This is a genomic window from Streptomyces colwelliae (assembly GCF_048158785.1).
Lineage (GTDB): Bacteria > Actinomycetota > Actinomycetes > Streptomycetales > Streptomycetaceae > Streptomyces.
On the sequence record NZ_JBLTJC010000307.1, the window covers coordinates 1 to 12698 of the forward strand.

13 protein-coding genes are annotated in these 12698 nt (G+C 70.9%); 6 read left to right on the plus strand and 7 right to left on the minus strand.

The features are described 5' to 3' along the window. Positions 1–39: 39 nt before the first annotated feature. Complete coding sequence (locus ACNFOC_RS40585) at positions 40–1281, plus strand: alpha-L-fucosidase (RefSeq protein ID WP_416964032.1); 1242 nt, start codon at positions 40–42, stop codon at positions 1279–1281. Positions 1282–1358: 77 nt separating this feature from the next. On the opposite strand, the gene ACNFOC_RS40590 is transcribed toward ACNFOC_RS40585, so the two are convergent. After that, entirely contained in the window at positions 1359–3044 is a 1686-nt protein-coding gene (locus ACNFOC_RS40590; RefSeq protein ID WP_416964033.1) for a carbohydrate binding domain-containing protein, read from the minus strand. Positions 3045–3182: 138 nt separating this feature from the next. Next, positions 3183–4334 (minus strand): ATP-grasp domain-containing protein, encoded by a 1152-nt coding sequence (locus ACNFOC_RS40595; RefSeq protein ID WP_416964034.1) that lies wholly within the window; start codon positions 4332–4334, stop codon positions 3183–3185. A gap of 304 nt (positions 4335–4638) precedes the next feature. Between ACNFOC_RS40595 and ACNFOC_RS40600 the strand changes: the two genes are divergently transcribed. Together ACNFOC_RS40600 and ACNFOC_RS40605 are read left to right on the plus strand one after the other, a co-directional pair. Beyond that, positions 4639–5547 (plus strand): metallophosphoesterase family protein, encoded by a 909-nt coding sequence (locus ACNFOC_RS40600; RefSeq protein WP_416964035.1) that lies wholly within the window; start codon positions 4639–4641, stop codon positions 5545–5547. After that, on the plus strand, positions 5495–6193 hold the full coding sequence (locus ACNFOC_RS40605; RefSeq protein ID WP_416964036.1) for a 4'-phosphopantetheinyl transferase family protein: 699 nt from the start codon (positions 5495–5497) through the stop codon (positions 6191–6193). Before ACNFOC_RS40600 ends, ACNFOC_RS40605 begins: the two co-directional genes overlap by 53 nt. A gap of 34 nt (positions 6194–6227) precedes the next feature. Here ACNFOC_RS40605 and ACNFOC_RS40610 read toward each other — a convergent pair whose 3' ends face one another. Beyond that, positions 6228–6455: a hypothetical protein gene (locus ACNFOC_RS40610; protein ID WP_393757764.1), complete on the minus strand. Its 228-nt coding sequence runs from the start codon at positions 6453–6455 to the stop codon at positions 6228–6230. A 218-nt stretch (positions 6456–6673) separates the two neighbouring features. Here ACNFOC_RS40610 and ACNFOC_RS40615 point away from each other — a divergent pair, with 218 nt between their 5' ends. Next, positions 6674–7699 carry an alpha/beta fold hydrolase gene (locus ACNFOC_RS40615; RefSeq protein ID WP_416964037.1) on the plus strand — a complete coding sequence of 342 codons (1026 nt, stop codon included), beginning with the start codon at positions 6674–6676 and terminating at the stop codon, positions 7697–7699. Between the two features lie 77 nt (positions 7700–7776). Here ACNFOC_RS40615 and ACNFOC_RS40620 read toward each other — a convergent pair whose 3' ends face one another. Together ACNFOC_RS40620 and ACNFOC_RS40625 are read right to left on the minus strand one after the other, a co-directional pair. Beyond that, positions 7777–8316 carry a toxin-antitoxin system, toxin component gene (locus tag ACNFOC_RS40620; RefSeq protein WP_416964042.1) on the minus strand — a complete coding sequence of 180 codons (540 nt, stop codon included), beginning with the start codon at positions 8314–8316 and terminating at the stop codon, positions 7777–7779. Between the two features lie 32 nt (positions 8317–8348). Further along, a complete protein-coding gene (locus ACNFOC_RS40625) occupies positions 8349–9005 on the minus strand; it encodes a helix-turn-helix domain-containing protein (protein WP_416964038.1) in 657 nt (218 codons plus the stop codon). 231 nt (positions 9006–9236) lie between these two features. Here ACNFOC_RS40625 and ACNFOC_RS40630 point away from each other — a divergent pair, with 231 nt between their 5' ends. After that, positions 9237–9902 (plus strand): MmyB family transcriptional regulator, encoded by a 666-nt coding sequence (locus ACNFOC_RS40630; protein WP_416964039.1) that lies wholly within the window; start codon positions 9237–9239, stop codon positions 9900–9902. Positions 9903–9978: 76 nt separating this feature from the next. Here the strand turns inward: ACNFOC_RS40630 and ACNFOC_RS40635 are convergent, their stop codons facing one another. Continuing rightward, positions 9979–10740 carry a cache domain-containing protein gene (locus ACNFOC_RS40635; RefSeq protein WP_416964040.1) on the minus strand — a complete coding sequence of 254 codons (762 nt, stop codon included), beginning with the start codon at positions 10738–10740 and terminating at the stop codon, positions 9979–9981. A 39-nt stretch (positions 10741–10779) separates the two neighbouring features. Beyond that, a complete protein-coding gene (locus ACNFOC_RS40640) occupies positions 10780–11523 on the minus strand; it encodes a FadR/GntR family transcriptional regulator (protein WP_521986302.1) in 744 nt (247 codons plus the stop codon). 113 nt (positions 11524–11636) lie between these two features. Here ACNFOC_RS40640 and ACNFOC_RS40645 point away from each other — a divergent pair, with 113 nt between their 5' ends. Then, positions 11637–12689, plus strand: coding sequence for an ABC transporter ATP-binding protein (locus tag ACNFOC_RS40645; protein WP_416964041.1), 1053 nt, complete (start codon positions 11637–11639; stop codon positions 12687–12689). Positions 12690–12698 lie beyond the last annotated feature (9 nt).

The following is a 12698-nucleotide window of genomic DNA, read 5'->3' on the forward strand; positions in this document are numbered from 1 at the left end:
CGTCGGGACTGTGCAGCGACAGGCTGGACGCGTTGACCGATGCCTGGTCAGACCAAGGGCCAACGCTCGGGTCCGCGCGCCGCGGACGATCTCCACGGCGGCCTCGCTGCGGAGTCCTGGTCGTTCTACGACGACATCGTGCCGCACGACCGGTACATGTCCCAGCTCGACCGCTTCACCGGCGCGAAGTACGACCCGCGTGCCTGGGCCGACCTGTTCGCCCGCGCCGGCGCCAGGTACGCCGTCCTCACCAGCCGCCACCACGACGGAGTGGCCCTGTGGGACAGCGAGTTCGGCGATCTCAACCTCGGCAGGGACTACATAGCCGGCTACGCCGACGCACTCCGCGAGCGGGACCTCAAAGTAGGCCTCTACTACTCGCACTCCGACTGGAACCACCCCGACTACGCCACCACCCGCAAGCCGGGCCGCCCGCCGGAGCAGGAGGACAACCGCTACTCCGAGTGCTCGGCCGAGGACGAGGACCTGGTGGCCTGGGAGCGGTTCATCGTCTACCGGGACGGCCAGATACGGGAGTTGGCCTCCCGCTACCGGCCCGACCTGATGTGGTTCGACGGCGAGTGGGACCGCAGTGAGGAGCAGTGGCGCATCAAGGAACTCGCCGCGCTGATCCGCTCGTACTCACCGGACGTCGTCTTCAACGCGCGCATGCTCAGCGAGGGCGACTACGCGACGCCGGAGCAGGGCGCCCCCGTCGAACCCCCGGACGGGCCCTGGGAGTTGTGCCTCACCATCAACGACTCGTGGGGCTACCAGCACCACGACGACAACCACAAGTCGCTGAGCCAGCTGGTGCGTTACTTCACGGAGACGATCGGCGGGGGCGGCAACCTCCTCCTGGACGTGGGCCCGATGGAGGACGGCACGATCCCGCAGCCGCAGGTCGAGCGCCTCGAAGGCCTGGGGGAGTGGATCCGCAGGCACGCCGACGCCGTGTACGGCACGGTGCGCGGACTCCCGGCCGGGCACCACTACGGGCCGAGCACTCTCTCCGCCGACCGGCGCACCCTCTATCTCACCCTGTACGACATCCCGCGCGCCGAGATCGGTGTCCGCGGGCTGGTCACCCCGGTCCGCAGGGTCACCGTGCTCGGTACCGGCACCGAACTCGCCCACCGGGTCATCGGCGGACTGCACGAGGCCGTGGGGCAGTTGTGGATCGATCCGCCACCTCTGGCCGATCTCGACCCGCTCGCCACGGTCCTCGCCGTGGAGCTGGACGGGGAGTTGGAGCTGTACCGCGGATCGGGCCGTTTCTGACGGGCGGAGACGACTGGCGGGGCGTAGACCGAGGCGGCCGGCCCACACGGGGGACCGGCCGCCAGGGGTGGGGGTCGTCAGCCGGTGAAACCGGCCGTGATGGACGTGAACTGCCAGGTGTTCTGGCTGATGCCGGAGCAGTTGCTCACCACTCCGCCGCCGGCGCACCCGCGGTCACGGTTGACCGACCAGAAGGCGAGCCGGGCGATGTGATGCGAGTTCGACCAGTCGCGGATCGAGGTCCAGATCGCGGGAGTCGTGGTCTCCGACTGGTCCGACAGACCGTTCATGCCCGAGATGCCGATGTGGGAGTAGGCCGTCGCGTCGTCCCACCCGAACGTGGACTTCAGCTTGGTCTTCAGGCCCTCGGCCGCGGCGACCGTGTTGCCGTACATGTCGGCGCCGCCGCCGAAGTCGAACGGCATGATGGTGAAGACGTCGATGTTGGCGTTGAGCGACTGCGCCTGCTCGATGAGCCGGTTGCCGTAGTACGTCGGGCCGGTCGTCGAGGTGCCGAAGGTGACGATCGTGCGCAGGCCCGGGTTGTTGGCCTTGACGGTCTTCAGAGCGGTCAGGATCTTCGCCTGCACGGCCTCGTTCTCGAACTCGTCCGAGTTCTCGATGTCCATGTCGATCGCCTTGAGGCCGTAGGCGTCGATCACCTTCTGCAGAGCCCCGGCGAGCGCGCTCGCGGAGGAGCAGTTGGCGCCGAGCTTGCTGCCCGACCAGCCGCCGAACGACGGCACGATGTCACCGCCGGCCGCGCGGATCTGGTTGATGGCGGTCTGGTCGACGCCACCGGTCAGCGGCCGGCTGCCGTCCCAACTCGGGGTGCAGCCACCGGAGTCCAGCACGAACGCCATCGTGAACCACTTGATGCCGGTCGCGCTCATCACCGTGCTCGGGCTCGGCGGATCGCCCCAGCCCTCGTAGAGATATGGTGCGGCCTGGGTGAACCCGGTGCCGCCGCCGGTGCCGGCACTCGTCGTGACGCTCACCGCGCCCGAGGCCGCCGAACTGTTCCCGGCCGCGTCGCGCGCCTTCACGGTGAACGTGTAGGCGGTACTGGCCGCGAGCCCGCTGACCGTGCCGCTCGTACCGGAGACGCTGAGGACCTGGTTCGAACCGCTGTAGATGTCGTACGCCGTGACGCCCACGTTGTCGCTCGACGCGCCCCACGACAGCGACACGGTCGACGACGTCTTGGCCGTCGAGGTCAGTCCGGTCGGCGCGGTCGGGGCCTGGGTGTCGCCACCGCCGCCACCGCCCGGGCCGTCGAGGCTGATGTCGTCCGCATAGTAGGTGCCCTGGGCGTACCAGCCGTGCACATAGATGGTGGCGCTGGTCTGCGAGGCGCCGGTGGTGAAGGACGTCGTCAGCTGGCTGTACGCCGACGGGGACGAAGTCCACGTCGAGGAGCCGCCGTTGACACCGAGGTAGACGTAACTGCCGCGCACCCAGCCGCTGAGCGAGTAGGCCGTGTTCGGTTGCACGGCTACCGTCTGGGTGCACTGTGCGGTGTCGCTCGAACTCACCGCGCCCGCAAGGGCTTTGGAACCGCCGTGCACCGGAGAGGAGACCACCGAGCCGAGGTTTCCGGTGCAGGACCAGGGGGAGAGACTGCCCGACTCGAAGCCGGGGTTGGTCAGGACGTTGGCCGCCTGGGCCGTGCCGGGCAGCGCGATCGCCCCGGCCATGGCCAGGGCGGCGGTACCGAGCAGGGCGAGGAGCCGATGTCTGGAACGTCTGAGTGTGTCGCGCACGCGATCTCCCTGAAGTAATGGGGGTGTTCGGGAGTGCAAGAGGGTGCGCAACCAAGTTGGTATGGACCAATCGCGGTGTCAAGACGTGCCACCATGATTGGCCCATACCGGTATGAAGTTGTGGTCCAGGCCAGCGAGTTACGCGCGGGCGGCTGCCCGGCTGCCCGTCTCGGAGGTCTGCGGTGCCGTCTCCACCTCGTCCTGCGCGGGTGCCGGCGCGGCCGGGAGCAGGGGCTCCGACTCCTCCGCGCGCTGGTGCGGGAGCGACACCGGACGCAGCTGACGCGGGCCGGACACCACCGCGTAGTCCGCGCCCAGGAACGGCGGCTCCATCGTGCCCGGGTCCTCGCCGAGCGCCAACTGCACTGCCGCCCAAGGGGCGTTGACCCCGCACAGCGACAGCTGGTGCAGGCCGCCCGCGGGGCGGGTGTTGACGTCCATCAGCACGGGCTGGTCGCCGAACATGCGGAACTGGATGTTGGACAGGTAGTGCAGCCCGAAGCCCTCCGCGATCCGGCGGGCCGGCTCCAGCCACTGCTCGTGCAGGGTGAAACCGCGACGGCGGCCGTTCTTCGTGCGGCCCACGGCGAGCCGGACCAGGTTGTCGGGACCGGTCAGACAGTCCACCGACACCTCCGGCTCCTCAAGCCTCGGCATGACCAGCCAGTCGACCTGCTCGTCGGCCTGCTCCAGCGCCTCGACGACCATGTCGAGCGGGACGTAGGGGCTCGGGAAGCCGTTGAGGTGCATGAGCGAGAAGGGGGCGCGCGTGATCACGCGGAAGCCCACCCCGCCCGCACCGGACGCCGGCTTGAAGCACGCCTTGTGGCCTGCGGCCTCCAACTCCTCGACGGCGGCGACGAGTTGGGGCGCCGTGCGGACCCGCCACCACGGCGGTACGGGCACGCCGATCGCCTGGACGGCCTCGTACGCGATCACCTTGTCGTGGAAGACGGCGACGGCCTCGGGGGTCGGCGCCAGCAGCGCCGTGCCCACCGCCTCGAAGTCCGCGCGGTGCGCCACGATCTCCGACTGGTGCAGCCGGGGCACGAACACGTCGATGCCGCGACGGGCGCACTGGTCGAGCGCGAACTCGACGTACGCGGCCGGGGACAGGCCCTCGGGCTCCAGGTCGGCGGTGTCGGCGGCGGCCAGTACGGGGGAGTCCGCGTCGCCGTGCGTGGCATGGATCTCGACGGCCCTGTCGCTGGGATTTCTCCGCAGCTGATCCATGAAGAACACGTTCTCCGCGTACGTGCGGTTGAGCCAGACGCGTACGCGAGAGACCATGCAGGGCCGTCCTTTCGGGTTCGCGGGCACGGCGGAGCAGGGCCGTGCCCGGCCAGGGTGGTTGGAGGTACACCAAACCGCCCTCGGCGAAGGGGCGTTCGTAGCGGTGGTGTTGGGGCGATCATACGGCTTTCAAAGGGTGCCGCGTGCAACACCCGTGTTACGGATTCCCCGATGGTGCCCACCCGGCATGTGAACTCCCGCCGTCGCCCCGCCCTGACCGCCGCGTATGCCCCGGCCGTCTTGTCGCGGAACGGCGGCGTGTGATCTCGTGGACTTATTCGTGTGTACGGAGGGGGCGAGGGTGGAGTCGACGGCCGGCGGTGCCGGACAGCTGCTGGCCATCAGCGACCTGCACATCGGGTACGCCGAGAACCGCGCCCTGGTCGAGGACATGCGGCCCGTCACGGACGACGACTGGCTGATCGTGGCCGGTGACATCGCCGAGACCGTGGCCGACATCCGCTGGGTCCTCGAACTCCTCGCCGGCCGCTTCCGCAAGGTCCTCTGGGCCCCCGGCAACCACGAACTGTGGACCCACCCCAAGGACTCCGTCACCCTGCGCGGCGTCGCCCGCTACGAGCACCTCGTCGCCCTGTGCCGACAGCTGGGCGTCGTCACACCCGAGGACCCCTACCCCGTCTGGGAGGGCCCCGGCGGCCCGGTCGTCGTGGCCCCGCTGTTCCTGCTCTACGACTACTCGTTCCTGCCGGCCGGCTGCGCCACCAAGGCCGAGGGACTGACGTACGCGCACGGCACCGGCGTCGTCTGCAACGACGAGTTCCTGCTGCACCCCGACCCCTACCCCAGCCGCGAGGCCTGGTGCCGGGCCCGCGTCGCCGAGACCGAGCGTCGGCTCACCGAGATCCCCGACACCCTGCCCACGGTCCTGATCAACCACTACCCCCTGGACCGCCACCCCACCGAGGTCCTGTGGTACCCCGAGTTCGCCATGTGGTGCGGCACCACCCTGACCGCCGACTGGCACCGCAGATTCCGCGTGGACACCATGGTCTACGGCCATCTCCACATCCCGCGGACCACCCACCACGAGGGGGTCCGCTTCGAAGAGGTGTCCGTGGGATATCCCCGCGAGTGGCAGAAGCGTCCGGATCCCCCGGGCCGACTGCGCCGCATCCTGCCGATGGAGGTCGGAACCGGTGATCGAGGAACTGCTTCCGGACTCCGTGGTGACCGTGGAGACACACGGTGACGAGGGGCTCCAGGACGCCCCGCTGTACCCCGAGGAAGAGGCCCGCGTGGCCCGCGCGGTGCCCAAGCGCCGCCGCGAGTTCGCCGCCGTACGGGCCTGTGCCCGGCGCGCGATGGAGAAGCTCGGCGTGCCCCCGCAGCCGATCCTGCCCGGCGCCCACGGAGCGCCGGGCTGGCCCGCCGGCGTCATCGGCAGCATGACCCACTGCGACGGCTACTGCGCCGCCGCGCTGGCCCGCGCCGACGACCTCGCCTCGCTCGGCATCGACGCCGAACCGCACGCCCCGCTCCCGGACGGCATCCTCGGCTCCGTCTCCCTCCCCGCCGAACAGGAGCGCCTGGCACGCCTGGGCGCGGAGCGGCCCGGCGTGCACTGGGACCGGCTCCTGTTCAGCGCCAAGGAGTCCGTCTACAAAGCCTGGTTCCCCCTCACCGGCAAGTGGCTCGACTTCTCCGAGGCCGACATCGAGGTGTTCACGGACCCCGGCGAGGAAGCACGCGGCAGCCTCCGAGCCCTGCTCCTCGTGCCCGGCCCGGTGGTCGACGGCGAACGCCTCAACGTCTTCGAGGGCCGCTGGACCGTCGGCCGCGGACTGGTCGCCACGGCCGTCACGGTCCCGCATCCGGTCACGGCCCCGCGTCCGTGAACCGCGCTTGATCTCCTGGCCTTCGACACCCCGCTCACCCCTCCGGACCCCAGCTCTGCAACAGCCGGAAGAACGCCTCCTCGTTGCCCGCGAGCCCGGCGTCCGTCAACGCCTGGTCCGCCTCGGCCAGTACCGAGGGCGGGACAAGCACGGGGCGAGGGGCGCCCGGCGGGCCGTCGAAGGCTGCTCGGACCGTGTGCAGCAGCCGTAGATAGGCCTGAACGGCGGCGCGCTCGCGGTCGGTCATCACTGCGGTCTGCATAGGACGGCTCTCCCCTGGTCGGCGTCATGCGCCCCCGCACGGCGGTGGCACGACTCCAGCTTGCCGGGTGCCACTGACAATGCCGCTGTGGCGGGCGTCGGTTCGCCCGCTTAGCGGAGGCGAAACGTCACCGAAATCCCCGGTGGGACAGCGGCCCTACGCTGGGGGGAAGGGCTTTCGGCCGTCCGTGGGCGGCCAGGTGAACGGGAGGCGAGTGCGTGGAGGACGTCCCGGCACGGCGCCCGGCGCGCGCCGCACGACTGCGCTCGGTGGGTGCCGGAGAACTCGAGTTGCAGTACCGCGTCGTGCACGGATACCGCCGTGCCTTCCGCATGGCCGGCAAGGGCCCGGCGCTGGTCCTCATCCACGGCATCGGCGACTCCTCCGCGACCTGGACCGACCTGATCCCCGAACTCGCCCGCACCCACACGGTGATCGCGCCCGACCTCCTCGGCCACGGCGCCTCCGACAAACCGCGGGCCGACTACTCGGTCGCCGCCTACGCGAACGGTGTGCGCGATCTGCTCACCACGCTCGGCATCGAGTCCGCGACCCTGCTCGGGCACTCGCTGGGCGGGGGAGTGGCGATGCAGTTCGCCTACCAGTTCCCCGAGCGCACCGAACGCCTCGTCCTCGTCAGCGCGGGCGGTGTGGGCCGCGAGGTCAATCCGGTGCTACGGCTCGTCTCGCTCCCCGGTTCCCATCTCGCCCTGTCCGCACTGCGGTTGCCCGGCATGCGTCTCCAAGTCGGCCTCGCCGTGGGGCTGATGAGGCTCCTCGACACCGACCTCGGCCGGGACGCCCCCGAACTCCTCACCCTCGTCGACGCGTTGCCCGACGAGACCGCCCGCAACGCCTTCATCCGCACCCTGCGCGCGGTCGTCGACTGGCGCGGCCAGGTGGTGACCATGCTCGACCGCTGCTATCTGACCGAGGGCATGCCGACCATGCTGCTGTGGGGCGACCGGGACAGCGTGGTGCCGGTACGGCACGCGTACGGCGCCCACGAGGCCATGCCCGGCAGCCGGCTGGAGATCTTCGAGGGCGCGGGGCACTTCCCGTTCCACACGGACCCGGGCCGATTCCTCACCCTGGTCAATGAGTTCACCGGCACCACCACCCCCGCCCACTGGAGCCGCGAGCACTGGCGCGACCTGCTGTGCGAGGGCCGCCCCGGCGTCACGGCCCAGGGCGGCGCGATGGAGCGGGACCTGAGGGAGGCGAGCGAACGCAGCGCGACCTAGCCGGGCCGACTGCATGGTGTCGCGACCTGGACGGGCAGGCCGCATGGTCTACGGAACACGTGACGAGCCGTCAATTCCTAGCTCCACGGCCCCGGATACCCCAGCGCCGCCTCGATCCGCCCCGCCAGATGGTCGTGCTGCGCGGGTCCCTTGAGCGACGAACCGGCCAGCCACGTACGGCACTTGCTGGCGAGCAGCAGACCGAAGCTCTCCGCCTCCCGCTCGTCGGCGCGCTCGAACCGGCTGCGGGCGGCCACCTTGAGGACGGTCGCGCGCAACGCGGCCTCGTCGACGGTGTCGCCGAGGAGCCGGGCGGCCACCGCGGTGCCCTCCAGGTGCGGGCCGCAGTGCCCGGCCTTCATGTGCCACAGCTCGTGACCCAGGATCACCAACTGGTGGTCGGGCGCGGTGCGTTCCTCGATCACCACGAGATCCTGGTCCGCCATGTCGAGCCACAGTCCGCTCGCCGTGCAGGCCGGGAAGGCGGCCGTACGGAACTGGACCGGGCGGCCCCGGCGGCGGCTCATCGCGTCGCACAGCGCGGCGTACAGGTCGTGCGGGCGTGCGGGTGCGCCGAGGCTCAGCTCCGCGACCAACTCACCGCACAGGCGGCGCATCTGCCGTCCGATGCCCACAGTCCTCCCCCGGATCACGACTCGGGCCGCTTCACGCTCTCCAGGAGCATGTCCAGCCACTCGGCGACCTTGTCGCGGTGCTGGTCGGTGGGCAACTGCGCGGCCCGCCAGGCGATTCCGCGCACTCCGTGGTCCTGGAGCAGCCGCTCCAGCGGGTCCTCCGCGGCCTCGGCCGCCGCCCGCTCACGGTCCGCGAGCTTCTGCAACAGCTCCTGCTCGGTGCGCTGGAGGGCGCCCGCGAGGGCTTCGGGGTCCTCGGCCGTGAGGAATCCGGCGTGCACGCGGAAGAAGCGCTGGAGCGCGTCGCAGTGCTCCATGGTGGGACGCCGGTCGCCGTTGATGAGCGCGCCCGCCTGCTGGCGGGACATGCCCGCGCCGTCGGCGATCTCCTGCTGGGTGTACTTGCGCCCGTTGGGCTTGAGTCTGGTACGGCGCAGCAGGTCGAGGCGTTGCAGGAACCGGGCCTGCACATCGGGCTCGCCCGCGGGACGGCCGCTCAGCAGGGCTCTGACCACGGGCTCCGGGACACCGCAGGCGACGGACAGCCGGCCGATGTGGACGACCTCGGCCTGGGGCACGTCGAGCCGTCCGGCGAGCGCGGTGACGCGGTCGACGGCGGCGGGCAGCAGAGCGGTCGCCGTCGTGCCCGGTACCTCGAAGCCATCCGACACCGACAGATCTCCTATACGTCTACGTCTCTCACAGGCTTCTCACAAACGGGGGCCGTGAACATCCCGGAGAGTAGCGGTTGGTTCGAACCCGCATCCAGGTCTCGCCACAACTGTGGCCAATTTCAGCCGTCAACAAGCATGAAATGCCACGATAGTTGACATGGCTCGCGCCGGGGCACCAGGATCAAGGCGCCGCGAGAAGGCCGCATAGGCAAGAGGGGTGACCTCCCGATGGCGTATCAGGCAGGTGGGCAGCGGTCCGCGCCGCGGCCCGTCCCCGAGAGTCCCGAGGCCCAGGCGTATCTGCTGGACTACGCCACGCTGTTGGAGGCCGTCACTTTCCCCTCCGTCGTCGTGGACCACCGCTGGGACGTGGTGTTGACCAACGGCGCGTTCAAGTCACTTTTCCGGGCGGTCGGCCCGCATCCGACGGCGATGCCCGGCGACAACTTCCTTCGCTTCGTGCTCTTCCACCCCGACGCGAGCACCGTTCTCGGTCAGCACGAGTCGAGTTGGTGCCTGCCGATGCTGGCCCGCTTCGCCGCCGCCGTGGAGAGCCACGGACACGACCACGGCCTTCAGGCGATCCGCCGGGACATCGCCCAGGACCCGATCATGGAGGCCGCCTACCGGCAGGGCCTGCCGCACTGGATCCGCGCGGTCGGCGAGGAGGCGGCCGTGGAGCACGACGGCGCGGTCCGCCCGCTGCTGCACCCCGACCCGCGCTGGGGTGCCACGGATTGTCGTGTCGTCGGCGAGACCCCCAAGACCCTTGAGAACATGGGCTATACGCGTCTGACACTGGTCCTGCGCGAGGCCCGCCGCACACCGCCGGCCAGGTTCCGCAGGGCGGGACGCGGCGCCGGACACCTGAGGGTGGTCCCCGCGGCCGAGTGAGGGCTGGGCCGCGCGTATCCCCCTCAACCGGGCCCGCACATACGTGAGTTCGGCCATCGTTCCGCGACCGCCGACGTCACCGCTCCGCGACGACCAGCACCAACGGCACCCCGTCGCACGGCACCAGCCGCGACCCCCGCGCGCACCCCGCCCGGCCCGCCGCGAGCGCCTCGGCGAAGTCCGGCCCCTTGCTGAGCGAACCGACCAGGTGCCGGGGGTCGGTGGACGCGGCGACCCGGCCGCGCGCGTTCACCAGCCGGGCCGGTCCCGGCAGCCGGTGCAGCATCGGCATCACGGCCGCCTCGAAGTGCCGTAGGTACACGTCCGCCGCCGCCACCCCGGCGAACCGTCCCTCCATCAGGACCGGCGCGGACAGCGTGAGGCTGTACTCGTCCGAGCAGAGGTAGTCGACGTACGGCCCGGCGACCGCCCGCTCCCCGGTGTCGCGGGGCAGCGCGAACCAGTCCCAGTGCGTGTAGTCGGCGTACGCCGAGTGCTCGGGATCGAGGTCGAGCAGCAGCGGCCGTACGCCTCCGTCGGCGGTGGTCTGCCACCACTCCAGCCATGCGGGTACGTCGCTCAGCAGGCCCGGCGTGGCGACGAAGCCGACGCCGGACACCAACTCGTGCCGGGCGAGCCGGAGATGGAGCCCCGGGCGCAGTGCGGCGAGGTCCACGGTCGCCGGGCGGCGGCCCCGTGCGGCCACCTCGGCGAGCAGCGCCGTCGTGTCGGCGCGGGTGCTGGCCACGGCGTCGAACACGGACTCCAGAGCCGAGCGGACCCCGGCGGCGACGGACTGCTCGGGTGCCGTGGCCGGTGTTGCCGTCGCGAGGCTCATGCGTGCCCTCCAGCAGACGGGGAGCGGACGCGGTGGCAGCTACAGGGCCAGACGCTCGGCGATGAGCCGCGCCGTCGATTCCTGCACGCACCGCTCGGCCAACTCCCTGGCCGAATCGTGGGCCCCATCTTGCACGGCCGAGATTACGGAGCGGTGACGGGCTGCGGCTTCTTCACGATATTCGTCGTTCCCGAGCACGAGACACAGCAGTGCGCCGACCTCGGTCTGCAACGCGACCTGTTCGCGGGTGAGTCGGGCGGACTGTGCGGCGGCGGCGAGCTCGACGTGGAAGCGGCCGTACATCCGGCCGCGCGCCGCCGCGCCCTCGGCGTGCGTCAACTCCTCGGCCGTACGCCGGAGTTGGACCAGGTCCTCGGGCTCGGTGCGCTGGGCGGCGAGCCGGGCCGCGGTGCCGGACAGGGCCGCCCAGTGGTCGCCGAGGTCGCGCAGCTCCTCGGTGCTCCAGCCGCGCAGCCGGACCTTCAGCCGCTCCTCGCCCGGGACTTCGGGCAGGGAGACGAAGCTGCCGCCGCCGCGCCCCCGGCGGGTGGTGACCAGGCCCTGCTGGCGCAGCGCCATCAGCGCCTCCCGCAGGGTCACCGTGGACACCCCGAGCTGCCCGGCGAGCTCGCTCTCGCCCGGCAGCTGCTCGCCGTCGGAGAGCAGTCCGAGTTCGATGGCGTCCCCGAGCCTGCTGACGACGGCGTCCACCCGCGCCCGGTTGTCGACCGGGGCGAAGACGGCTTTCCGGGCGCCGCCGTTCATGTGCTGCTGCTGGTTCACGGCCACCACCTTGCACGTTGACTCAAGCTTTACCCTAAAGGGGTCTTGAGATTTGAACTATGACTTCATATGTTTCCGTGCAACGTTACAGAGCACCAGAAAGGTTCCCGCCCATGGAGGGGATTGCGATCCGGCTGCGGGATCTGCGGAAATCGTTCGGGGACACGACCGCCGTGGCCGGGGTCGACCTGGAGATCAGGGACGGCGAGTTCTTCTCGATGCTCGGCCCGTCCGGCTCCGGCAAGACGACCGTGCTCCGCATGATCGCCGGCTTCGAGAGCCCCACCGGGGGCACCGTCGAACTCGCCGGCCAGGACGTCACCGGCCTCGCCCCCTTCGAACGGGACGTCCACACCGTCTTCCAGGACTACGCCCTCTTCCCGCACATGACGGTCGAACAGAACGTCGCCTACGGCCTCAAGGTCCGCGGGATCCCCAAAGCCGAACGCCTCGTCCGCGCCCGAAAAGCCCTTGCGGAGGTGCGACTCGAGGGCTACGGCACCCGCCGCCCCGCCCAGCTCTCCGGCGGCCAGCGGCAACGCGTCGCCCTCGCCCGCGCCCTCGTCGGCCGCCCCCGCGTACTGCTGCTCGACGAACCGCTCGGCGCCCTCGACCTGAAACTGCGCGAGCAGATGCAGGTCGAACTCAAGGCGCTCCAGCGGGAGGTGGGCATCACCTTCGTCTTCGTCACCCACGACCAGGAGGAGGCCCTGACGATGAGCGACCGCATCGCCGTCTTCAACGAGGGCCGCATCGAACAGATCGGCACCCCCGCCGAGGTCTACGAACGCCCCGCGACCCCCTTCGTCGCGTCCTTCGTCGGCACCTCCAACCTGCTGGCGGGCGAGTCCGCCCAGCGGGTCGTCGGCACCCCGGGCACCTACAGCATCCGGCCCGAGAAGATCCGCGTCCTCAAGGACTCCGCCGAACCCGGCGACCCGGACCACGAGAGCCCGGACCACGAGAGCGCCGCCGGCACCGTCGCCGAGGTCGTCTATCTCGGGGACTCGACCCGCTTCCTCGTCGACCTCGACGCCGGCGGCCGGCTCACCGCACTCCAGCAGAACCTGGAGACCTCCGCCGAGGACGTCGCCGCCTACCGCGGCAGCCGGGTGCGACTGCAATGGCACCGGCGCCACACGGTGCACGTGCCCGACCCCCGCTGACCCCGACCC

Excerpts from the sequence above, each read along its gene's own strand:
- ACNFOC_RS40585 (WP_416964032.1), top strand. The coding sequence starts at position 40 with ATGCCTGGTCAGACCAAGGGCCAACGCTCGGGTCCGCGCGCCGCGGAC.
- ACNFOC_RS40595 (WP_416964034.1), bottom strand. The coding sequence starts at position 4,334 with ATGGTCTCTCGCGTACGCGTCTGGCTCAACCGCACGTACGCGGAGAAC.
- ACNFOC_RS40610 (WP_393757764.1), bottom strand. The coding sequence starts at position 6,455 with ATGCAGACCGCAGTGATGACCGACCGCGAGCGCGCCGCCGTTCAGGCC.
- ACNFOC_RS40620 (WP_416964042.1), bottom strand. The coding sequence starts at position 8,316 with ATGCGCCGCCTGTGCGGTGAGTTGGTCGCGGAGCTGAGCCTCGGCGCA.
- ACNFOC_RS40630 (WP_416964039.1), top strand. The coding sequence starts at position 9,237 with ATGGCGTATCAGGCAGGTGGGCAGCGGTCCGCGCCGCGGCCCGTCCCC.
- ACNFOC_RS40635 (WP_416964040.1), bottom strand. The coding sequence starts at position 10,740 with ATGAGCCTCGCGACGGCAACACCGGCCACGGCACCCGAGCAGTCCGTC.
- ACNFOC_RS40645 (WP_416964041.1), top strand. The coding sequence starts at position 11,637 with ATGGAGGGGATTGCGATCCGGCTGCGGGATCTGCGGAAATCGTTCGGG.